The 23,196-nt window shown below is 32.3% G+C and carries 24 protein-coding genes and 4 tRNA genes; 10 read left to right on the top strand and 18 right to left on the bottom strand.

What is annotated here, in order from left to right:
• Window positions 1-3 precede the first annotated feature (3 nt).
• Window positions 4-393 (top strand): sialidase family protein, encoded by a 390-nt coding sequence (locus B4E59_RS00870; RefSeq protein ID WP_291050739.1) that lies wholly within the window; start codon window positions 4-6, stop codon window positions 391-393.
• The gene (locus B4E59_RS00865; protein ID WP_349676114.1) at window positions 371-1,039 is read left to right on the top strand and encodes a sialidase family protein; all 669 of its coding nucleotides are present in this window, start codon (window positions 371-373) and stop codon (window positions 1,037-1,039) included. The genes B4E59_RS00870 and B4E59_RS00865 overlap by 23 nt, the downstream gene beginning before the upstream one ends.
• Before the next feature lie 54 nt (window positions 1,040-1,093).
• On the opposite strand, the gene B4E59_RS00860 is transcribed toward B4E59_RS00865, so the two are convergent.
• The 4 genes from B4E59_RS00860 to B4E59_RS00845 form a co-directional block, all read right to left on the bottom strand.
• On the bottom strand, window positions 1,094-1,810 hold the full coding sequence (locus B4E59_RS00860; protein WP_038331032.1) for an LOG family protein: 717 nt from the start codon (window positions 1,808-1,810) through the stop codon (window positions 1,094-1,096).
• A gap of 70 nt (window positions 1,811-1,880) precedes the next feature.
• Window positions 1,881-2,585 (bottom strand): Bax inhibitor-1/YccA family protein, encoded by a 705-nt coding sequence (locus B4E59_RS00855; protein WP_052217477.1) that lies wholly within the window; start codon window positions 2,583-2,585, stop codon window positions 1,881-1,883.
• Window positions 2,586-2,652: 67 nt separating this feature from the next.
• A complete protein-coding gene (gene pnuC, locus B4E59_RS00850) occupies window positions 2,653-3,336 on the bottom strand; it encodes a nicotinamide riboside transporter PnuC (protein WP_291050732.1) in 684 nt (227 codons plus the stop codon).
• Between the two features lie 96 nt (window positions 3,337-3,432).
• Window positions 3,433-4,062 carry a 4'-phosphopantetheinyl transferase family protein gene (locus B4E59_RS00845; RefSeq protein WP_291050729.1) on the bottom strand — a complete coding sequence of 210 codons (630 nt, stop codon included), beginning with the start codon at window positions 4,060-4,062 and terminating at the stop codon, window positions 3,433-3,435.
• A 74-nt stretch (window positions 4,063-4,136) separates the two neighbouring features.
• On the opposite strand from B4E59_RS00845, the gene ahcY reads away from it, so the two are divergent.
• Both ahcY and B4E59_RS00835 read left to right on the top strand, forming a co-directional pair.
• Window positions 4,137-5,450 (top strand): adenosylhomocysteinase, encoded by a 1,314-nt coding sequence (gene ahcY / locus B4E59_RS00840; RefSeq protein ID WP_038331025.1) that lies wholly within the window; start codon window positions 4,137-4,139, stop codon window positions 5,448-5,450.
• Window positions 5,451-5,626: 176 nt separating this feature from the next.
• On the top strand, window positions 5,627-6,202 hold the full coding sequence (locus B4E59_RS00835; protein ID WP_038331022.1) for a hypothetical protein: 576 nt from the start codon (window positions 5,627-5,629) through the stop codon (window positions 6,200-6,202).
• Window positions 6,203-6,222: 20 nt separating this feature from the next.
• Here the strand turns inward: B4E59_RS00835 and B4E59_RS00830 are convergent, their stop codons facing one another.
• Window positions 6,223-6,849, bottom strand: coding sequence for a hypothetical protein (locus B4E59_RS00830; RefSeq protein ID WP_291050724.1), 627 nt, complete (start codon window positions 6,847-6,849; stop codon window positions 6,223-6,225).
• 160 nt (window positions 6,850-7,009) lie between these two features.
• Between B4E59_RS00830 and B4E59_RS00825 the strand changes: the two genes are divergently transcribed.
• The gene (locus B4E59_RS00825; protein WP_291050721.1) at window positions 7,010-8,335 is read left to right on the top strand and encodes an aspartyl protease family protein; all 1,326 of its coding nucleotides are present in this window, start codon (window positions 7,010-7,012) and stop codon (window positions 8,333-8,335) included.
• A gap of 18 nt (window positions 8,336-8,353) precedes the next feature.
• On the opposite strand, the gene B4E59_RS00820 is transcribed toward B4E59_RS00825, so the two are convergent.
• From B4E59_RS00820 to dnaE, 11 genes are all read right to left on the bottom strand, one after another.
• Window positions 8,354-8,944 (bottom strand): hypothetical protein, encoded by a 591-nt coding sequence (locus B4E59_RS00820; protein WP_291050718.1) that lies wholly within the window; start codon window positions 8,942-8,944, stop codon window positions 8,354-8,356.
• The gene (locus B4E59_RS00815) at window positions 8,934-9,365 is read right to left on the bottom strand and encodes an RNA polymerase sigma factor (protein ID WP_407932336.1); all 432 of its coding nucleotides are present in this window, start codon (window positions 9,363-9,365) and stop codon (window positions 8,934-8,936) included. The genes B4E59_RS00820 and B4E59_RS00815 overlap by 11 nt, the downstream gene beginning before the upstream one ends.
• A 77-nt stretch (window positions 9,366-9,442) precedes the next feature.
• Entirely contained in the window at window positions 9,443-9,706 is a 264-nt protein-coding gene (locus B4E59_RS00810) for a hypothetical protein (RefSeq protein ID WP_280061778.1), read from the bottom strand.
• Between the two features lie 72 nt (window positions 9,707-9,778).
• Window positions 9,779-10,258 carry a DUF2938 domain-containing protein gene (locus tag B4E59_RS00805; RefSeq protein ID WP_291050711.1) on the bottom strand — a complete coding sequence of 160 codons (480 nt, stop codon included), beginning with the start codon at window positions 10,256-10,258 and terminating at the stop codon, window positions 9,779-9,781.
• A gap of 79 nt (window positions 10,259-10,337) precedes the next feature.
• Entirely contained in the window at window positions 10,338-10,745 is a 408-nt protein-coding gene (locus B4E59_RS00800; protein ID WP_291050708.1) for an NUDIX hydrolase, read from the bottom strand.
• Window positions 10,746-10,824: 79 nt separating this feature from the next.
• Window positions 10,825-10,901 (bottom strand) — tRNA-Asp (locus B4E59_RS00795).
• Window positions 10,902-10,959: 58 nt separating this feature from the next.
• Window positions 10,960-11,033: transfer RNA gene (locus B4E59_RS00790), tRNA-Asp, on the bottom strand.
• Window positions 11,034-11,081: 48 nt separating this feature from the next.
• Window positions 11,082-11,155: transfer RNA gene (locus B4E59_RS00785), tRNA-Asp, on the bottom strand.
• Window positions 11,156-11,198: 43 nt separating this feature from the next.
• A tRNA-Asp gene (locus tag B4E59_RS00780) sits at window positions 11,199-11,272 on the bottom strand.
• Between the two features lie 127 nt (window positions 11,273-11,399).
• Entirely contained in the window at window positions 11,400-11,717 is a 318-nt protein-coding gene (gene trxA / locus B4E59_RS00775; RefSeq protein ID WP_038331009.1) for a thioredoxin, read from the bottom strand.
• Window positions 11,718-11,827: 110 nt separating this feature from the next.
• On the bottom strand, window positions 11,828-16,228 hold the full coding sequence (dnaE, locus tag B4E59_RS00770; protein ID WP_291050705.1) for a DNA polymerase III subunit alpha: 4,401 nt from the start codon (window positions 16,226-16,228) through the stop codon (window positions 11,828-11,830).
• 102 nt (window positions 16,229-16,330) lie between these two features.
• On the opposite strand from dnaE, the gene B4E59_RS00765 reads away from it, so the two are divergent.
• Both B4E59_RS00765 and B4E59_RS00760 read left to right on the top strand, forming a co-directional pair.
• Entirely contained in the window at window positions 16,331-16,855 is a 525-nt protein-coding gene (locus B4E59_RS00765; RefSeq protein WP_115001941.1) for an NADPH-dependent FMN reductase, read from the top strand.
• A gap of 270 nt (window positions 16,856-17,125) precedes the next feature.
• Window positions 17,126-17,629 carry a hypothetical protein gene (locus tag B4E59_RS00760; protein WP_038331001.1) on the top strand — a complete coding sequence of 168 codons (504 nt, stop codon included), beginning with the start codon at window positions 17,126-17,128 and terminating at the stop codon, window positions 17,627-17,629.
• Between the two features lie 15 nt (window positions 17,630-17,644).
• Here B4E59_RS00760 and B4E59_RS00755 read toward each other — a convergent pair whose 3' ends face one another.
• Together B4E59_RS00755 and B4E59_RS00750 are read right to left on the bottom strand one after the other, a co-directional pair.
• Window positions 17,645-18,013, bottom strand: coding sequence for a MerR family transcriptional regulator (locus B4E59_RS00755; RefSeq protein ID WP_038331000.1), 369 nt, complete (start codon window positions 18,011-18,013; stop codon window positions 17,645-17,647).
• Window positions 18,014-18,022: 9 nt separating this feature from the next.
• On the bottom strand, window positions 18,023-18,973 hold the full coding sequence (locus B4E59_RS00750) for a M23 family metallopeptidase (RefSeq protein WP_038330999.1): 951 nt from the start codon (window positions 18,971-18,973) through the stop codon (window positions 18,023-18,025).
• 99 nt (window positions 18,974-19,072) lie between these two features.
• On the opposite strand from B4E59_RS00750, the gene alaS reads away from it, so the two are divergent.
• The 3 genes from alaS (at window position 19,073) to B4E59_RS00735 (ending at window position 23,191) form a co-directional block, all read left to right on the top strand.
• Entirely contained in the window at window positions 19,073-21,682 is a 2,610-nt protein-coding gene (gene alaS, locus B4E59_RS00745) for an alanine--tRNA ligase (RefSeq protein ID WP_291050702.1), read from the top strand.
• Between the two features lie 101 nt (window positions 21,683-21,783).
• Window positions 21,784-22,695 carry a DMT family transporter gene (locus tag B4E59_RS00740; protein WP_291050699.1) on the top strand — a complete coding sequence of 304 codons (912 nt, stop codon included), beginning with the start codon at window positions 21,784-21,786 and terminating at the stop codon, window positions 22,693-22,695.
• Window positions 22,696-22,750: 55 nt separating this feature from the next.
• Window positions 22,751-23,191, top strand: a complete 441-nt coding sequence (locus tag B4E59_RS00735; protein ID WP_114998800.1) for a DUF805 domain-containing protein — start codon at window positions 22,751-22,753, stop codon at window positions 23,189-23,191.
• Window positions 23,192-23,196 lie beyond the last annotated feature (5 nt).

Genomic DNA, 23,196 nt, shown 5'->3' with positions numbered 1-23,196 from the left:
ACCATGACAAAAAGAAAAATTCTACTTGCCATTTTTTCCTTCGCTTATACGCTGGGATTTGCCCAAACCAACAAACAAGTTTTATTTACAATCAAAAATCAATCGGATGTCAAATGTTATCGCATTCAGAGTATCATTACATCAGCAAAAGGAATATTGATTGCGGCAATCGACGAGCGTGTTCCAAATTGTGGCGATTTACTTTACAATCCTAATATCAATATTGTGATTAGGAAAAGTGATGACAAGGGAAAAACATGGTCAGCAATCAAGCGAGTTATCGATTTTCCAGATCAAGAATTTGCTTCTGATGTATCGATGGTTTTGAATGAAAAGACAAAAGAAATTTATCTTTTTTACAATTACATGAATCAAAAAAATTGCGAAAAATGAATTTCGATTACATTTTGTAAAAAGTGCTGACAATGGAGAAACGTGGTCAAAACCTGTTGATATTACAGACCAAATTACGCCAACGGAATGGAAAAAAGATTTTAAATTCATTACTTCTGGTCGTGGCGCATACACAAAAGAAGGTTGGATTTTGAATACATTGGTTCGATTGAAAGACGGTGTTTACGTATTCGGAAGTAAAGATCATGGAAAAACGTGGGAACGAATTTCGAGTGTTGCAGATAAAGCAGACGAAACAAATATTGTACAACTTCCGAACAAAGATTGGATGTTAAATGCGCGCGTTCAAAATGCTGGTTTCCGTAAAATATTTATCTCAAAAGATCAAGGAAAAACGTGGGTTTCTAAAATGGAAGAACAATTAATTGATCCAACTTGTAATGCTTCGACATTGGTTTTAGGAAAAGATATTGTGTTTAGTAATTTGCATGATCCGAAAGATCGTCAAAACTTGGGATTGAAAGTGAGTAAAGATCAAGCAAAGACATGGAATTTTATCAAAACTATTGAACGAAATTCTTCGGCTTATTCCGTTTTAACAAATATCTCAAAAAATAAAGTCGGAATTTTTTATGAAGCTGATGATTATCAAGATATGGTTTTTGAAGTAGTTGATTTAAAATAAATTCAATCATAAAAATAGAAAAAAACCTCATCAATTGATGAGGTTTTTTGTTGCTTAAAAATTAAGCTTAATATTATATTTTTCGTAGAAATTTTTGATATGAGCAACGGCTTCTTCCGCTGTATCAACCAAACGGAAAAGATCCAAATCTTTCTCAGAAATATAACCTTCTCTCAAAACTGTTTCTTTGATCCAATCAATCAAACCTGACCAATATTCAGTTCCGACTAACACAATTGGAAAACGTCCTGTTTTCTTCGTTTGTACCAATGTCATCGACTCAAATAATTCGTCTAACGTCCCAAAACCTCCTGGCATTCCGATAAATCCTTGTGAATATTTCACAAACATTACTTTACGTGCAAAGAAATAATCGAAATTAATTTCATATTCACGATCAATATATTTGTTCAATTCTGTTTCGAAAGGCAATGTAATTCCCAATCCAACAGAAGTTCCTCCACCCTTTTGCGCTCCTTTATTAGCCGCCTCCATAATTGCAGGACCTCCACCAGTAATTACACCAAAACCAATCTGCGTTAATCGGTATGCAATATCTTCTGCTAAAGCATAATATGGATGATCTGACGAAGTACGTGCCGAACCAAAAATAGACACACAAGGTCCTATTTTAGACATTACTTCGTAACCATTTACAAACTCTGCCATAATCTTGAACAACGCCCAAGAATCATTTATTCTAATCTCGTTCCAATCTTTTGGTCGAAACGGAGACTGTATTCTATCGTCTTCCTTTTCTTTATCTGTCATAGTATTTTAAATAAAAAAACCGCAACAAAAATGCTACGGTTCAATATACAAATTTATTGTTTCTTAATGATTAATCTCTACTCATAAAAATTCTCAAAATATACCAGAACAATAACATTAATGAAGCAAATAACGACAATGCCGCTGCAACATATTGTTGTGTTCCGAACTCATATTTTAATTGGTGAGTGTTGTACAAAATTGCTCCACCAGCTAAGGCACACATTCCAACTGAGAACCATAATCCTAAATCGAACCCGAATAACATTCCTGCAATAATCAATCCAATTGCTAAGAAAAATCCTATAGTTAATGCTCCTCGTAAAATAGAGAAATCTGCTTTTGTTAAAAATACAATAGCTGATAATCCTACAAATAATCCGCCTGTTACAACGGCTGCTTGTTTTATCACATAAGTTCCGCCATAATATAAGGCGATGTAAAGCATTGGAACAAAGATTAAAGCTTCTGCAACTATGTATAAAAAGTAGCCTAAATATTGTTTAGATTTAGAAATCGATCCATACGCCATTTTTTGTGCAACCCATGTAATTCCCATGAAACCTGCTAATAAAATAAGCCACAGATATCCAGAAGTTAAACTTAACATAAAGCTGACTAATGCTTCTGATTTTAACATCAAAGATTCGATTAAAACAAATACCAAAACTCCTCCAGCAACGTGTCCGTAAGTATGTTTATAGAAATTTGCCCTTTCTACGCTTGTTGCCTCTGCAACCAATTGGTTTTGTTGATATACGTGTTGATTTTCCATATTCGTAATTTTTATAGGTTTTTCAAATTCAATTTATAAGGCTAAAATACTAATTTTAAATTATTTCTTAGCTGACTATTTTCTGTGAATTTTTGACTGATTTTATCCAATCGATTAATCCGATAAATGATAAAATCAACAAGACAATATATTGCACTGAAGTGATGACTGCTCCTTTATAAATCATTAATGGAATCATGATTAAATCGCCGATAATCCAGAAATACCAGTTATCAATTTTTCGTCTCGCCATCATCCACATTCCAATCAAAAAGATAGCTGTTGTCGAAGCGTCTACAAAATCAATTTTGGTATAATGTAATTTACATTGATTGATAAAATTAACATCAAACCCGTTTTGAATGACTGGACGGAAATAATAAATCGTCAAAATAAAGAGAAAACTCAACGCGAAAAGTAATGTTGCGTACAAATATTCTTTCTTCGTTGCCCATGATACGTCAACATGTTTATGATCGGCTTCGAGATTTTTTTGCCACAAAATCCAACCATAAATCGCCATTGAAGTATAGTAAACATTAATAATCGTTTCACCATATAATCCCCAATTAAAAAATAAATAAATGAAAATAAACGTCGAAATAATCGTGGTTGGATAAACCCAAATATTACGTTTATAGGTATAATAAACCGAAATAATTCCGAACAAAGTTGCTATCGTTTCTAGCAAGATATTCAGCGTAGAATAGGTTTTGTAAGGCGCAAGGATGTAATCAATAAAATCGTTCATTCTTAAGTTGTGAGTTGTGAGTTGTGAGTTAAAAATAATTCATTCTAAATCGTAAATCAAAAATCTAAATTCGTAATTCTAATTTCTAACTTCTACTTATTCATAATCCAACACCCAAACCAAATAATATTCACCAATCATTTTATAGAATGCATGATATTTTCGAGATTTTACATCATCCGAAATCCAACAAATAAATTGTTTATTTTCTACTAATTCAAATTCTTCTGCACGATAATGATTCAGAAAATTCCAAAGATTTCCACCATTCAACTTGTACAAACCTTCTTTCATTCCCCAAATGATATGTAAATACTCAATTTCATGTTCTTGAGGAATCCAAGCTATTTCATCTGGACGGGCAAATTTGTGTTTGATATTGAGGATTTTTCTTGGTCGAGCCAATTCAATATCAATCCCAATATTATATTCGCTCACGCCAACAGAAACCAATCCATAAGAATGTGTGATAGAAATTTCTTTATTTGTAGGTAAAAAAGGTTTTCCTCTTTCGTCATAATTTACATCATAATCCAAGTCCAATTTCTTTAGACAAGCGCGCAAACCAAGATATTCTCTGGCCTGTTTAGGTCGAAGATTATTATATTTTTCTATTCTATAATCCTCTAAATGAAGATATTCTAATAATTCTTCATTCGATTCTGTTACATTCCACGTAATAATGCGGGTATGTTTAAAATCGTTAATATAATCGATAACGGGCATTTTATTAATCGAAATTTGTTTGTAAATTTGTTCCTTATAAACTTTAAAAAAAAGTTAGTTAAATATATCAATTGATGGATACAAAAACGCAATACATTCCATACAAAGTTAAAGATATTTCTTTAGCTGAGTGGGGAAGAAAGGAAATTACGTTGGCTGAGGCAGAAATGCCTGGGTTGATGGCTATCCGTGAAGAGTATAAAGCTGCTCAACCTTTGAAAGGTGCTCGCATTGCGGGTTGTCTACACATGACAATCCAAACTGCAGTATTAATCGAAACGTTGGTTGCTTTAGGAGCTGATGTTACATGGTCGTCATGTAATATTTTCTCTACACAAGATCACGCTGCTGCTGCAATTGCTGCTGCTGGGATTCCTGTGTATGCTTGGAAAGGGATGAACGAAGAGGAATTCGATTGGTGTATCGAGCAAACATTATTCTTCGGAGAAGATCGTAAACCATTAAACATGATTTTGGATGATGGTGGAGACTTAACGAATATGGTGATTGATCGTTACCCAGAATTGGTTGCTGAGATCAAAGGATTATCAGAAGAAACAACTACGGGTGTACACCGTCTTTACGAAAGAATGGAGAAAGGTACATTGCCTATGCCTGCAATTAACGTAAATGATTCTGTAACAAAATCTAAATTCGACAACAAATACGGATGTCGCGAATCTGCAGTAGATGCTATCAAACGTGCTACTGACTTGATGATCGCTGGTAAACGTGTTGTAGTTTGTGGATTTGGTGATGTTGGTAAAGGTACAGCGGCTTCTTTCCGTGGTGCTGGAGCAATTGTTACAGTAACAGAAATCGACCCTATTTGTGCTTTACAAGCATCTATGGAAGGTTACGAAGTAAAAAAATTAGATACAGTGGTTGCAAACGCTGATATCGTAATTACAACTACTGGTAACTTTGGAATTGTACGTGCAGAGCATTTCGAGAAAATGAAAGACAAAGTAGTTGTGTGTAACATTGGTCACTTCGATAACGAAATCGATATGGCTTGGTTAAACGGAAACTACGGAAACACGAAAGAAGAAATTAAACCACAAGTTGACAAATACAACATCAACGGAAATGACATCATCATTTTGGCTGAAGGACGTTTAGTAAACTTAGGTTGTGCAACAGGACACCCTTCTTTTGTGATGTCAAACTCTTTCTCTAACCAAACTTTAGCTCAAATCGAATTGTGGACAAATTCATCAGCTTACAAAAATGAAGTATATACTTTACCTAAGCATTTAGATGAAAAAGTTGCAGAATTGCATTTAGCTAAATTAGGAGTAGAATTAGAAGTTTTATCTCAAGAACAAGCAGAATACATTGGTGTAACGGTTGAAGGACCATTTAAACCAGAATATTATAGATATTAATTAATTTTAATTCAAAATTTTTATTTGAAAAAAGAAAAAAGCACTTAACTATATGCCCTCGCCCTGAACAAGCGAGGGCTTTTTTGTTAGTCTTTATTTCCAAATAGACAAACAACGCTTAATCATTTTTAAAATATTATCTTTAAATCATTATTGAATAATTTTTATTACTGATTATGATTAAAAAATGTTTACAACTTGGATTCGTTTTAATTGGTTGTTCTTCACTTTTTGCACAAACCGAAAAACCTTCAGAAATATTCTGGAAAAATCTCGAAAAACATTGCGGTAAAGCTTACGAAGGCAAATTGCCTGAACATATTACGCGCGATGATTTTGCAGGTAAAAAATTAACCATGCATGTAAAAAGTTGTTCTACAAACGAAATTAAAATTCCGTTCAATGTTGGTGATAATTATTCGAGAACGTGGATTTTGACTAAAAAAGATGGAATCATCACGCTAAAACACGATCATCGTCACGAAAATGGAACTTCGGAAACAATTACATTTTATGGAGGAACAAATACAAATTATGGTTTCAAAGATTTCCAGATGTTTCCTGCCGATCAAGAGACTGCAACCTTAATAGATTATGCTTCTACAAATATTTGGTGGATTACCTTGGATGATAAAACGTTTAGTTACAATTTGCAAAAAGCAGGTTCTAAAACACCTTTCAACGTCTATTTTGACTTGACAAAAGAAATTGAAACTCCGCCAGCACCTTGGGGTTGGGGAACACCTCGATAATAAAGAGCTGAAAAGCTCTTTTATCTTTTTATCAATAAATCAGCGTTTACAGATGGTTTTGCTCCCAAAGGATTTTTCTCAAAACCTCCATTTGTCGTTAAGTTTCTTGTAAATCCATTCGACAAAATAACACCACTTAAACAAACAAAATCATCAACCAATCTTTTTGTCATCAAAACACTTATATAAAATTCGTCATTATAACTAATATTATCATAGGTTAAATCAAGTTTGTACGATTGATTTACAATATCACTTGGAGAAATCTCAATATTATTCTTTTCAAAAAATACAATATCAACTGGAGTATTTTTAGACGATTTATATAGTTTTAAATTAAATTTTAAACTTTCTTCTTTTGGAGGATATGAAAAATTAAAATTAATCGCTTTTACAATAAAATCTTTCTTAGGAGCATTCACCTGAATAAAACTTTCTATGATCGGTTTATTCCATTTTACACTATCTTTTATTGTAGAAAATTGAAGACAAATACTTTTAGATTTTGTTTCTGGACCAACACGTTTCAACCGAAATTTGCTTTTATCATACAAAATCGTTTCATGCAATTCTATCGTATCTTTTTTATAATCTTGCGCATTTGCAAACGTTATAAAACATAAAAAAAGGAAGTAAATTTTTGTCATCTATTTGGTTTTTAAATCATTTATCAATTTTATAAAATATAGATGTTCAAAATTCACAAAGGTTACACAATAACATATTAAAGTTTTAATTCTAACATTAAGAATAATCTTATTATCACATCATTTTTTTTGCATAATTTTAATAAAAACTGAAATTTGAATGAAAATTAGATTATTACTTTCAATAATTTTTGTGTTTACTTTTTTACTAACTCATGCACAAAAAAAAGAACTTTCTTTGGCCGAAAATGTAAATAAAGAGACAATTTCATTTCAATTTATCAAGAATTTAGTTATTGTTCCAATTACATTCAATGGTCATCAAATGAATTTCATTGTAGATTCTGGTCTTAAAGAAACTATTTTATTTAGCCAATACGACGAAACAATTAATAAAAATAATCTCCGTCAAGTAAACTTAAAAGGTTTAGGAAAAGACAACATCGATACCAAAGGATTTTTTTCATCAAATAATCAAATCGAGATTGGTAAAAATTATTCATCAAACAATATGGATATTATCGTGATACAAGACGAGAATTTTAATCTTTTTTCTCGCTTAGGACTTGATGTTCACGGTATAATTGGTGCAGACTTTTTCAAAAATCATCCAATTCAAATAGATTACGCAAAAAGAAAAATTACCATTTATAAATCTATTCTTGAAGTTAAAAATTTAAAAAAATTTCAATCAAATCCATTAGAAATAAGTCCAGAAATAAAACCTTTTACAACTGTTGATTTTACGCATCAAACAACTTACACGAATCAAAAAATGTTGATAGATATCGGAAATAGTGATGGTTTGTGGCTTTTCGAGAATCAAATTGAGAATTTAGCACCTTTACAATATGTATTTTCGGATGAATTGGGCAAAGGTTTCAATGGTTCGATCAATGGAAAGCGTGGAGTTATTTCATCTACTAACCTTGGAAAATATAAACTAGAATTTCCTTTAATTGCCATTCCAGATATCGAATCAATCCAATATCTTAACTTTAAAAATAATCGAAAAGGCTCTCTTGGAAATGAAATTTTGAGAAGATTTACAATTATTTTAGATTATAAAAATCAGTTGTTTTATTATAAACCCAATCGAAATTTCAAAGATGCTTTCCACTACAACAGAAGTGGATTAACGATAATTCACGATCAATTTGAATGGAAAAATGAAAAAATAAATATTGTATCACAAAATACATCTATATCTGAATATAATTCTATCACGACAAACAAAGTTAACTATCAATATGTGATGAAACCTGTTTATAAAATAGAAGCAGTTCGTAAAAAATCGAATGCAGATTTAGTGGGTTTGAAAGCAAATGATATACTTACAAAATTGGATGGAAAACAAGTGAATAAAATGAGTTTAGATGATATCGAAAAATTTATGATTAAAAATGAATTTCAGCAAATTTCTGTAGAAATCCTCCGAAATAATGTTCCAATGAAATTTAAGTTTATCCTCGATATTCCATATTAAAAAAAGAGTAACTTTTGGTTACTCTTCTAATTGATGCAATATATTTTCTAATTCTACCAGATTCTTTTTATAATAAGTAGAAATCCACCATTTTAATAATAAAACGCAAATTAAAACATAGAAAAATAGTGTAAGAAAAATATAAATATAAAACTGAAATTTGTATTCAAATTGCAACGAGTTAGGATGCTGGATATACGAAACACCAATAATCATCAACATTAAAATACAGATCATGTACGAGTAAATACTGTAAATATCAATCGCAGATTTATAATTGAAATAAAACCAATTGATATTCTTTAACGAATTATATTCCAGATGATATGATCGTTTATAAAACTTGAAAACATAAATAAACGGCACCAAAAAAGTCAACGAAACACACAACAATGTCCACCAAATTGTTGGCGTATTTGCATCAAATAAGAAAGGAAAAGTATATAAAAACAATAATCCTAATAATTGAAAATAAAACTCTTGTTTCAATGTTTTTCTTACTTTATCAATAATGGTATTTGCTTCTTGATTAAGCTCAAGATTTGGATCAATTTTCACTTCATCTGAAGATTGATTGTCCCATTGTTTTTGTAATTCATCAAAATTCATAACCGTATTTTTTTATGATGATTTGTATTTTTTCTTTCGTTCTGTTCAATTTCACACGTGCATTTACTTCCGAAATTCCCAAGTTCATACTAATTTCCTTGTGATTTTGTCCTTCCAAAAACAGAAAAATCAATGCTTTTTCTACTTTATTTAATTCATGAACTGCTTTATAAAACAATTCGAGTTGTGTTTCTTTTTCACCAGAATCCATCTCATCTACTTGATCAATATTTTCTAAAAAAGTATGACGATCTGCTTTTTTCTTTTCTTTTCTAAAATAAGTTAACGCCGTGTTCAACGAAACGCGATACATCCAAGTTGAAAATTGAGATTTACCTTCAAAACGATCAAAAGATTTCCATAGTTGCAAAACAATCTCTTGTATCAAATCATTTTGATCTTCAGAATTATCCATATACATCTTAGCGATTTTGTGTAAAATCCCTTTGTGTTGATCGATTAATTCTAAAAAAAGAGTTTGTTTAGCTTCCAAAATCGTTACTTTATTTTTTTCAACGCAACTTGTTCATCGTCGATAAATAAAATACAATTGACTCCGAAAAATTCTTGCAAAATATTTACTTTGATATTTAACTTTTCATCTTTAGAATTTTTTAAATGTCCCGTTAAAATTGGTGCAGAAAAATAGTTAATTTGATAATCTTGTAATTTATCATTTACAAAAAGTTTTTCGCCAGAAAACCAATTATTCTCGATTCTGATAACATTATTTTCAACTGTTGTTTCCCAAATAGATTTCATCGTTTAATTATTTTAGTGTTTACTAGTAAGTAGCAAAAAAGTAAAAACGTTACAAACTTTTTTGAAAAATATTTAGAATAGAGAAAGAGTTAATGCAGAAATATATAAACCAAAACCAAAAATAAGATGTGTAAGCAAACTGCGAAAACGCATTACATTTGGCGACGCAAGTTTTGAAGATGCAATTCCAAGCCCAAATGCTGGTTGCATAATAAAAAAAGGTGCTACAATTGTAAAAAACCCTACAAATAAAGCAGGAAAAATTGTAGGATGATTTAACCATTCTACCCTAAAAATCACGACTAATAAAATAGAAAATGTAATTCCGATTAAGTAATGCGCCAACCAACCGATAAAAACTTCATTTTGAATTGGTTTTGAATCAAATATTTTATCATGCGTAAACTTTCCATTTGCAAAATGTCCAATCCAACGGCCTACAAATCTATAATCCAAAGATTTAATATCGAATAATTTCAAAATAAAAGCCCAAATATCCATCACAATTGTTGCTCCAACGCCAACCAATATTGTTTTTATAATTATCTCCATCATTTATTTTTTTAAATAAAGATAGATGATTTTTAATTAATGCAATACAATCGCATTAGCGTGTTTCAAAAATATTTGCTTAAAATTCCATTTCTAACCAAATCGGTAAACTGAATTCTTCTAATAAATGAGCCAATTGAAATTCTTTGTAGTTTTCTTTCGTTATCCACGCCATTTCTTCTATCTCAGAAGCGATTTTAAGCGTTTCTAATGATTTTAATTTAACATGAAACACATTTGCATGAACTTCAGTATTCGCTTCGTTAACGGCAATAGAAGTGTGTTGCCCTAAAAATGAAACATCATGTTGTAGAATATCAACATTAATCTCTTCTAAAAATTCGCGTCGAAGTGTGGTTAATAATTCTTCATCTTGTTCTCGTTTTCCTCCAACCATCTGAAAAAATTTCGATTTCTTTTTTCGGACAGCTAACATCCTACCCGTTTCATCTGTAACCAAGGCGTTCACCAAATAAATATGATTCATTGTTATGCGTTATGCGTTATGCAAAAATAAAAAGTTTGGAGCAAAAAAAAGCTTCACAATAAGTGAAGCTTATAAAAGTTGGCGATCCGGACGGGACTCGAACCCGCGACCACTTGCGTGACAGGCAAGTATTCTAACCAACTGAACTACCGGATCAGTCTGTTTTTTTTATTTATAATTTTCGATCGATCTAAAATAGAAAAAGAAATAGATGCGATCCGGACGGGACTCGAACCCGCGACCACTTGCGTGACAGGCAAGTATTCTAACCAACTGAACTACCGGATCAGAAAATTATAAATTGATATATTTTTTATGAATTTTTATAAAAAATTGCGATCCGGACGGGACTCGAACCCGCGACCACTTGCGTGACAGGCAAGTATTCTAACCAACTGAACTACCGGATCAGAAATTATAAAAAATATATTGTGTAAAAGAACGAACTTTTTGCGATCCGGACGGGACTCGAACCCGCGACCACTTGCGTGACAGGCAAGTATTCTAACCAACTGAACTACCGGATCAAAATCTGTATCGATTTCGGATTGCAAATATAGGCGGTTTTCTGATAAAACCTAAACTTTTTTCAAAAAAAATCTCGGAAATTTTGCATCCGAGATTCTTTTATTTCAAAATCAGCGATTTAATTTATTATAAAATCGCGTTTAATTTTTCTACTAATTGCTCTTTTGGAACAACTCCAACAACTTTATCTACTACTTCTCCGTCTTTGAAGAATAAAATTGTAGGAATGTTACGGATTCCATATTTCGCAGCAACTTCTTGGTTTGTGTCTACATCAACTTTACCAATAACTGCTTTTCCTTGATATTCTGTAGCAAGCTCTTCCACAACTGGACCAACCATTCTACAAGGACCACACCAAACAGCCCAAAAATCAACCATTGCTGGTTTTCCTGACTCTATAATATCTGATGCAAATGATGCGTCTGTTACTTCTAATGCCATAATCTTATATTTTTTTATCTAATCTTAAGTTTACAAATCTACATAAAATTTTATTCTTGAAAAATTTCGTTCATATTATCTATCAATTATTCAATAGATGAAACGAATAATTAATTCAGTTTGAATGTAATTTCCTGCAATTCATCTAATTCTTTCAACAAATCTCGACAAATGTTAATTTTGATTTTACTTGCTGGTAAATCTAAATTATTCAAATAATCTTTTGGATCAATTAATTGAATTTTTAATAATTTATCTCCTTGATATTTGAACATAATATCTGATAATTTGCTAAATGTTTCTTCCGAAAATTCTGGAACTTCAATCTTCACCGTCATTTTTTCGGCTTGTTTTTCCACAATTTCATTCAACAACAAAATATTTGTGATGTTTTTATACACACGTCCTTGCGTTACATTTCCTTCTTTGTCTTTGAATTCTTTTTTCGAGATATTCAATTTCAAATTCAAGAACATATTTTCCTGCATAAAGTGTCTATACTTCATATAATCGCTCCCAAAAACCATGATATCCATCGAATCGGTGTAATCGCTAAACGTAAAAATACCAAATTCGTTTCCATTTTTGGCAATTCTATGTTGAATATTTGACATCATTCCACAAATCGAAACTTCTTTGTTAACAAAGTTATCTTCATTCGCATTGATATCAGAAATACTACAATTTGAAGCCATTTTCAACTCATGTTTAAAATCATCTAACGGATGCGAAGAAATATAAATTCCGACAACTTCTTTCTCTTTCGACAAACGTTGTAACATATTCCATTTCTCACAATCTGGCAACATCGGAACCACATCTTCTACAACAGAATCTCCTCCAAAATCACCAAATAAAGAAGTTTGAGAAGAGTTTTTTTGCTCCTGATAATTTCCTCCATATTTTATTAATTTCTCCAAATTCGTCGTTGTATTATCGATAAAGAAATAACGTCCACGATGAAATTCGAACGAATCAAAACCTCCAGCCAAAACTAAATTTTCGATTGTTTTTTTGTTGACTGTTCTTAATTCCACACGTTTCACAAAATCGTAAATATCTTTGAATGGACCATTTTCTTCACGTTCTGATATAATTGAATTTACCGCAGCATGTCCAACTCCTTTTACAGCGCCCATTCCGAAACGAATTTCATAATTTTCGTTTACGTTAAACTTTGTAATCGACTCGTTGATATCTGGACCAAGAACCGCCAATCCCATGCGTTTACACTCTTCCATAAAGAAGGTAACTTGCTTGATATCATTCATATTATTTGAAAGAACAGCCGCCATATATTCAGCAGGATAATGCGCTTTTAGGTAAGCTGTTTGGTACGCAACCCACGCATAACATGTCGAGTGCGATTTATTGAAGGCGTAGGATGCAAAGGCTTCCCAGTCTGTCCAAACTTTTTCTAAAATCTTAGGATCATGCCCTTTTTCTGAAGCTTGCGCAACAAATTTTGGTTTCATTTTATCCAAGACAGCTTTTTGCTTTTTCCCCATTGCTTTACGCAAAACATCGGCATCACCTTTCGAGAAACCTGCTAATTTTTGCGAAAGCAACATTACTTGCTCCTGATAAACCGTAATTCCGTAAGTTTCTGATAAATATTCTTCCATCGCATCCAAATCGTACTGAATCGGTTCTTCCCCATTTTTACGACGAACGAACGACGGAATATATTCGATAGGACCCGGACGATAAAGGGCATTCATGGCAATTAAATCGGCAAAAACTGTTGGACGCAAATCCTTCATGTATTTTTGCATTCCGGGAGACTCGTATTGGAAAACTCCAACCGTTTCTCCGCGCTGGAAAAGCTCATATGTTTTTTCGTCATCAATCGGAATTTCATCTGGATTAATTTCGATTCCTGTTCTCGCTTTTACTAATTTGATGGTATCTTTAATCAAGGTTAAGGTTTTCAACCCCAAAAAGTCCATCTTCAATAATCCGGCACTTTCTGCAACCGAGTTATCAAATTGTGTCACATATAAATCTGAATCTTTCGCCGTTGTTACAGGTACGAAATTCGTGATATCATCTGGCGTAATAATTACCCCACACGCGTGAATTCCCGTGTTACGAACAGAACCTTCTAAGATTTTTGCTTGCTGAATAGTTTCCGCAGCTAAATCATCTCCATTCGATAAACGTTTTAATTCGCTTACAGCATCAAACTCTTCTGGTTTTAAGGCTCCTTTTAATGCAGCTTCATCTAAATTGAAGATTTTAGATAACTTCATATTCGGAATCAAACCTGCAACACGGTTCGCATCAAACAATGGTAAATCCAATACACGCGCCGTATCTTTAATCGAAGATTTCGCCGCCATTGTACCATAAGTGATGATTTGCGCTACTTGATTTGCTCCATATTTATCAATCACATAATCCATTACCAACGATCGACCTTCGTCATCAAAGTCGATATCGATATCGGGCATAGATACACGATCAGGATTTAGGAATCGCTCAAAAAGTAAATCGTACTGAATTGGATCTAAATTGGTAATCCATAAACAATAAGCAACTGCTGATCCTGCCGCCGAACCACGACCTGGACCAACCGATACGCCCATTTTACGCGCCGCAGCAATAAAATCTTGTACAATCAAGAAATAACCAGGATAACCTGTTTTTTCAATTGTGGCTAATTCGAAATCCAAACGTTCTTTAATTTCGTCTGTCAATTCTGGATAACGAATTTTTGCACCTTCGTAGGTTAAATGTTTTAAATAAGCATTCTCACCTCTTTTCCCTCCATCTTCATCATCTTCTGCGTGATGAAATTCTTCGGGAATATCAAATTTTGGAAGTAATACATCTCGATAAAGCGTGTATTCTTCTATTTTATCAACAATTTCTTGAATATTAATAATTGCTTCGGGAATGTCTTGAAACAATTGTTTCATTTCTGCTTCCGACTTAAAATAATATTCTTGATTTGGCAAACCAAAACGGAATCCACGACCACGACCAATTGGCGTTGATTGTTTTTCTGCATCGCGCACACACAACAAAATATCGTGTGCATTCGAATCGTCTTGATTGATATAATACGTATTATTTGTCGCAACAACTTTTACATTGTGTTTACGCGCAAACGCAAGCAAAGTCTGATTAACACGATCTTCATCTTCTTGTCCGTGGCGCATCAATTCGATGTAAAAATCATCACCAAACTGCTCTTTCCACCAAAGTAAAGCTTCTTCGGCTTGCTTTTCACCAAGATTCAAAATTTTGTTTGGAACTTCACCTTGTAAGTTTCCAGACAAAACAATTAAATCTTCTTTATATTCTTCAATAATCGCTTTATCAATTCGAGGCACGTAGTAAAACCCATCAGTATAAGCCTTCGATGCCATTTTTGCTAAATGATGATAACCATTTTTGTTCTTTGCAAAAATTACAATTTGATAGCCATTATCCTTTTTTGTTTTGTCTAAATGATTTTCACAAACAAAGAATTCGGAACCAATAATAGGTTTTAAGATAACTTCCGTTGGTTCTGCTCCGTCAGCAATTAACTCTTCATTCTTTACTTTTGCAGCTTTATTATGATTTTGTACTTCTGCATTAAAATGAAAAGCTCCCATCATATTTCCATGATCGGTAATTGCAACTGCAGTCATTTTATTTTTTGCCGCAGCACTCACCAAATCGTTTACAGAAATAGTCGATTGAAGAATTGAAAATTGTGTGTGATTATGTAAATGTGCAAATTTTGCTTTCTCGAATTGTGCTAAAACTTCTTCCGAAATATCAATAACCTCATCTCCTCCATCTTCTTTGGCTTTAATTTTCGCAATTTCTTGTGAAGCTTTTTTAAGATTTACGTGATTTAGTCCAACTGGCTGAATATTTGTTTCATTAATTGCATTAAATCGAACAAAATATTCATCTTCAACTTCTAACTCGTTTTTTGTAAAAATACCTTTACGAATCAACTCGAAAAAACAACGCGTAGTTGCCTCCACATCGGCAGTTGCGTTATGCGCTTCGCCAAACGGAACACCAAAAAGATATTGATGCAATTCCGTTAACGTTGGTAATTTGTAACGACCTCCACGACCTCCAGGAAGTTTCAATAACTCAGCAGTCACCTCGGTACAGGTATCCAAAACAGGTTTTTCGGCTAAATTATTTTCATAATTCAGACGATAAAATTCGGCTCCCATAATGTTAATATCGAAACCTAAATTTTGTCCAACAATAAATTTAGCTTTACCTAAAGCTTCGTTGAATTTATCTAAAACTTCTTTTAATGGAACACCTTTTTCGGTTGCTAAATCAGTTGAAATTCCGTGAATACGTTCAGAATCATACGGAATATCAAAACCATCTGGACGCACCAAATAATCTTGATGTTCAATAATTTGCCCCATTTCATCGTGCAATTGCCAAGCGATTTGTATACAACGCGGCCAGTTGTCGGAGTCAGAAATCGGCGCATTCCAATCTTTCGGAAGACCAGTTGTCTCTGTATCGTATATTAAGTACATTGAGTTTTCGTTTGAATCTGTAAATTTACGAAATCTTAGCAGAAGATTTTCTTAAGATAAGTTAAGAATAATTATCTATTTTAGATGTTCAAATCAACGAAAATGAAAAATATTTTCATCATTAATGGAAGCACAAGCGAAAATTCATCTAATCAAAAAATCATAGAAAATTTTATTTCTTCTACATCTCAATATTTCAAATGTACTGTTTTTGATGAATTAAAAACTCTTCCTCATTTTGATCCAGAACGTTCTATCGAAAATACGCCGCAAGAAATACTTGGTTTTAGAACTGAAATAGAAAAAGCTGATGGAATAATTATTTGTACGCCCGAATATATTTTTAGTATTCCGAGTGGATTAAAAAATGTATTAGAATGGTGCGTTTCTACAACTATTTTTGATGGAAAACCTTTAGGAATTATCACTGCGTCTGCAAATGGAGAAAAAGGACATGAAGAATTGCAATTGATAATGAAAACGTTGATGACAAACTTCAATAATGAAACAACTTTACTCATTCAAGGTGTTAAAGGAAAAGTAAATTCGGAAGGAAAAATTATTGATAAAGTAACTTTACAACAATTGGAAGAGTTCATCGTAGCTTATAACCAACTATTAACCTAAAATATGTTTTACGTTTATACTATTGCAATACCACTTTTGATTATTTTGACTTTTTATTTCGTTGAACGAAAAATATTCAAAATAAATAACCTTCTCATTTTAGTTTTTTTATTCTGGCTTTACTTGATTAGCTTATTTTTTTTACAATATTTTAAAATTTTAAATGATTTTTGGAGTTTATACTCCATTTTACTCTTCTTACTTCCAATCACTATTATTGTATTAATTATAAAAATTGTAATGATTATTCTAAATAATTTTAAAAAATAAATGAAACAAAAACTAATCTATATACTTTATTGGTCAGCAATATTTACGGTTTCAATATCAATGTTTGTGTATGGAATTGTAAAACCTACTCAATTCACAAATATGGATAACAGCATTAATAATCATCTTTCTGAAGGTCATCGATTGATGTGGAATTTTTATAGTTTTACCAAAGGGTATCCAATAATCATCGGAATTTTTGAAGTGATTGGTGCAATCACATTACTTTTTAGAAGGACAAGAATTTTTGCATGCTTGTTATTAACTACAATTTTAATCAATATTATTCTACAAGATTATTTCTATGAAATTGTTGCGCTAAATTCTTCTATTTTTTATCAAGTTTTAGTCTTTGTTATCTTAATTATTGACAAAGAAAGAGTGATTGAAATTTTTTCGAAACTATTTGAATTAAAAACTAAACTAAAACCAAACTGGATTCTAATCATTATAAGTTTTATACTTGCAATTGGCTTTAAATTTATTGAAACAAAAGTTTTATAACCAAAAAAGATGAACTTAATTCAGTTCATCTTTTTCTAAAATTTCTTCCGACTCAAAACTCATTTTAAGTTTGATGAGTTCATCTTTTATATTTTCTAATCGCTTCACAACATCTATTTCATCTGTTGTTGTCGCAATTCCTTTTTTACCAATCGCTTGTTTTGCACCTTCTAACGTATAGCCTTTTATTTTTACCAAATAATAGATATTCTTGAAACAATCAATATCATTTTTGGTAAATAATCGATTTCCTTTTTTGTTCTTTTTGGGTTGAATAATTTCAAATTCTTTCTCCCAAAATCGAATCAACGATGCATTTACATCAAAGGCTTTGGCGACTTCGCCAATCGAGTAATATAGTTTATCAGGCAGGTCTACGTTCATTATCAGCGTTTAATCCAAAGATAATGACAATTTTTTAGAGTTTTGATAAATTTTAATGAAATCGTCTGGATCTACATCATTGTAGAAATACATAATTGGATCTACAGGTTCTCCATTCTTGTGAATTTCGTAATGCAAATGCGCTCCTGTCGACAATCCAGTCGTCCCAACATAACCAATTACATCGCCTCTTTTCACTTTTTGTCCACTACGAACTTTCGCACGAGACATGTGAGCATACAAACTTTCGTAACCATTTCCGTGTTTCAAGACCACCATATTTCCGTAACCCGAATTAAATTCAGAAACTTTTACAGAACCATCTCCAGTTGCATAAATTGGTGTTCCTGTAGAAGCTGCAAAATCTAAACCTTTGTGCATTTTATTCACTTTCAAAATTGGGTGAAAACGAGATCCATAACCAGAAGCTAATCTACTTACATATTTATCTGCAACAGGTTTTAGAACTGGCATTGATGATAAATTGGCATCTTTTACACCAGCAGAACGAAATACTTCGTCCAACGATTTTGATTCAATTTCGATTTTATCAATCAATTTTTCGATATCTTCTGCTGTATAATTATCAATTTCTTTGTTTACAGAATCGATATTTTCATTGACACGCATATCATAAATTGTACGATAAATATTGCGATCTTTTTCTTCGATTTCTGTCAAAGCTTCTTCTACTTCTTTGAATTTTTTATGTAATTGCTGATTTTCATTTTCCATTCTTTCCAACTCAGCCAATAATTTGCTTTTGTCGTCTTTGAATTTTCCTGCTCTTGATGCGTATTCAGAATCATTAAAATGATATCCAATCATTCCAGCAGATATTGTCGATAGACATAAAAATAGTAATACGTATAACGCTGTTTTAGGAGTTTTTTGGACTCTTTTCTTCGCCCAACTCATCAAAAATTTCACAGAATTATACTTATAGTTTTTATTTTCCATTACTTAACCAACCTTTTATTATCTTTGTAAAACGTTTGCAAAGTAACGAATATTGTACGAGTAAACTTGTTAATCAAATGATAAAAATAATTTAATTAAATGAAATCCAAAGATATAAGAAAAGAATTTCTGCATTTTTTTGAGACAAAAGGCCACTTAATAGTAGACTCAGCGCCGATTGTTTTGAAAGACGATCCGACATTAATGTTCAATAATTCGGGGATGGCACAATTCAAAGAATATTTTTTAGGAAACGGAACTCCAAAAAGTAATCGTATCGCGGATACACAAAAATGTCTTCGTGTTTCTGGTAAACATAATGATTTGGATGATGTAGGAAAAGATACTTACCACCACACGATGTTCGAAATGTTAGGAAACTGGTCTTTTGGTGATTATTTCAAAAAAGAAGCAATCGCTTGGGCGTGGGAATTACTAACAGAAAAATACGGAATCTCTAAAGATCAAATTTATGTAACCGTTTTTGAAGGTGATAAAGGTGACGGAACATCATTAGATGAAGAAGCATTAGAACTTTGGAAACAACATATTGCTGAAGACAGAATTCTTTACGGAAATAAAAAAGATAATTTCTGGGAAATGGGTGATATTGGACCATGTGGACCATGTTCTGAAATTCACGTAGATATTCGTCCAGAAGCTGATCGTTTAGCTGTTGATGGTAAAACATTAGTTAATATGGATCATCCACAAGTTATCGAAATTTGGAACTTGGTATTTATGCAATATCAACGTAAAGCGGATGGTTCTTTAGAATCTTTACCAGCGCGCCACATCGATACAGGTATGGGATTTGAGCGTTTAGCAATGGTTTTACAAGGAAAATCATCTAACTATGATACAGATGTTTTTCAACCAACAATCAATAAATTAGAAGAAATTTCTGGTGTAAAATATGGCACAGCAGAAAAAACAGATATCGCGATTCGTGTTGTAGTTGACCATTTACGTGCAGTTTCTTTTGCTATTGCAGACGGACAATTACCATCAAACACAGGAGCAGGATATGTAATTCGCCGTATTTTACGTCGTGCAATTTCTTACGGATATCGTTTCTTAGGTCTTAAAGAGCCTTTTATCTATAAATTATATCCAATCTTGAAAGCTGAAATGGGGGATTTCTTCCCAGAATTAGTGAAACAAGAAACAATTGTAACTGGCGTTATTCGCGAAGAAGAAGCATCTTTCTTACGTACAATTGAACAAGGATTAAACCGATTAAATCAAATCATCGAGCAATTAGGAGATTCTAAAGTTGTTCCTGGTGATGTGATTTTCGAATTATATGATACATTCGGTTTCCCTGCAGATTTATCTCGTATTGTAGCAGAAGATCACGGTTTCACAATTGACGAAGCTGGTTTTGAAGCTGAAATGGCGAAACAAAAAGAACGTTCGAAAAAAGCAACTGCTTTGGTAACGGATGACTGGGTTATTTTAGATGACAAAGGAAACGAAACTTCTATCGCTTATGATAACACAGAAGCTGAAGTAAAAATTACACGTTACAGAAAAGTAAAAAATAAAAAAGGAGAATTTTTCCAATTAGTATTCAACCAAACGCCATTCTATGCAGAATCTGGAGGACAAATTGGTGATACAGGATCTATTTCTACTTTAAATGAAACAATTGAAGTTGTTGACACGAAAAAAGAAAACAACTTAGTAATTCATTTTGTTGAAACTTTACCAGAAAATGTAAACGCTACATTTAATGCAAAAGTTGACACAGAAAAACGTAACGAGACAACGAAAAATCACTCTGCAACACACTTAATGCACGAAGCATTACGCGAAGTTTTAGGAACTCATGTAGAACAAAAAGGTTCTTATGTTGGAGATGATTATTTACGTTTTGACTTTTCTCATTTCTCTAAAATGACAGATGAAGAATTGACAATTGTTGAGCAAAAAGTAAACGATAAAATTGCAGAAGCTTTACCATTAATCGAAAAAAGAGATTGTGATATCAACGAAGCTATCGCTGAAGGTGCAATGGCTTTATTCGGTGAAAAATATGGTGATAAAGTTCGTGTAATTCGTTTCGGATCTTCAATCGAATTATGTGGTGGTACGCACGTAAAAAACACAGCGGATATTCGTTTGTTCAGAATTTTATCTGAATCTTCGACTGCTGCTGGTATTCGTCGTATCGAGGCAATTACATCAAACAAAGCGATCGAAGCGTACAAAGATGCTGAGAAAAACTACAATGATGTTTTGGCTGCACTTAAAACGAAAAATGATGCGGTAAAAGCTGTTCAACATTTATTAGATGAAAATGCTGAATTGAAAAAGCAATTAGAATCTTTTGTTGCACAACAAGCTGCTGCTGAAAAAGCAACTTGGAAAGCTGCTGTTAAAGAGATTAACGGTGTTAATTTCTTAGCGGTTAAAACGAATTTAGATACAAATGCAGCGAAACAAAATGCAATTGATTTAACAAAAGAAATCGAAAATGCATTTATCGTTGTTGGTACGAATGATGCGGTAAAACCATCGATTACAATTTCTATCGCTAAAAACCTTGTAGATGAAAAAGGTTATAACGCAGGACAAATTGTAAAAGAAATCGCAAAGCACATCAACGGTGGCGGAGGTGGACAAGCTTTCTTAGCTACTGCAGGTGGTAAAGAGGTTTCTGGTTTAGATGCTGCACTAAAACAAGCAGAAGATTTTGTTAAATAACAAATCTCGATCATAATACTTCAAAAGCGACTTGTTTTATCAAGTCGCTTTTTTTATTTTTATAATTCTATTTAGAATTAACACTTTTAACTTTTTTAATCTTGAAAGACATCAAATTATTGATCGCCGTAAGTATAGTTGCAATTGTTTGGGGAACAACTTTTCTCGGAATTCGTGTAGCTGTAGAAACTATTCCAGGTTGGTTTGTAGCAGGAATTCGTCAATTTTTGGCAGGGATAATTATGCTAATTATTTTACTTTCGAAAAAAGAATTAAAATGGATTGGCTGGAAAAGTTTATCTTATCAACTTATATTTTCGAGTTTGATGTTAATCGCTGCAAATGGTTTAACTACTGTTGCAGAAGAAAACTTATCGAGTAGTTTAGCTGCATTAATTAGTGCAACCTCACCTATTCTCGTTTTTTTAGGAAGTATTTTTATTGGCTTACAAAAATTCAGTTACCGCGGATTATTAGGCGTTTTACTTTGTTTTGGAGGCGTCATTTTTATATTTTGGGATGGAATTCAAGAATTAGCAAATCCAGCATATAGAACTGGAATTATTTTACTTTTTTGTGCTATTACAGGTTGGGCAACAGGAACTATTTTCACAAAAAAAATGAATATTCAATCCAAAAATATTTCTCTCAATCTTTTTTACCAATTTATATTTGCTGGAATTGTTCAAATTATATTTGCTTTCGCTTTTACAGAAAATTATAATTTCGAAAATTGGAGTACAAAAAGTATTTCTGCCATGCTTTATTTAGCTGTTTTTGGTTCTGTGATTACGTTTTTTTCATTTCATTATGCATTGACCAAAATTTCTCCTATACAAGTTTCTATTCTTTCTTATTTCAATACGATTATTGCAATTATTTTGGGTTGGTTAGTTCTTGACGAGCAGATTTCATCAAAGTTTATTGTCGCTACCATTCTAATTATTCTTGGTGTTTTTATTATTAATTACAAGCCAGAAATGTTCAAAACTAAACGTTTAAAAGCAGATTAAGAGTTGCGTAGTAAAATTTTTCTTAATATTTTTAACAAAACTAAACTACCTCATTATGATCGACTGGTACAAAAAAGTAGTTTTCGAAAACTACGCTAACTTCTCGGGAAGAGCCCGCAGAAGCGAATATTGGTATTATACATTATGTAATGTTATCATTTCATTTGTAATGTATATTCTAGTTATTATCTCTGTAGCTATTGGAAGCGACGGAGAAAGTCCTGGAATTTTATTTTACTTAATTTATGGAATTTTAATGTTGTATGCATTAGCAACTTTTATCCCTTCTTTAGCAGTTGTTGTAAGACGATTACACGACACAGGAAAAAGTGGTTGGTATTATTTAATTGGTTTAATTCCTCTTGTGGGAGCTATTTTATTAATAATAGCATTAGTTACAGATAGCCAACCAGGTTCTAATCAATGGGGACCAAACCCAAAAGAAACTGATGATTCTATCAACGAAATAGGAAACGATTTAATCGAAAGATATTAAAATTA

The sequence above is a fragment of the Empedobacter sp. UBA2044 genome (genome assembly GCF_002333005.1).
GTDB lineage: Bacteria > Bacteroidota > Bacteroidia > Flavobacteriales > Weeksellaceae > Empedobacter > Empedobacter falsenii_B.
The sequence above is the reverse complement of the archived record's forward strand: the minus strand, read 5'-3'. Positions and strand labels throughout refer to the sequence as shown.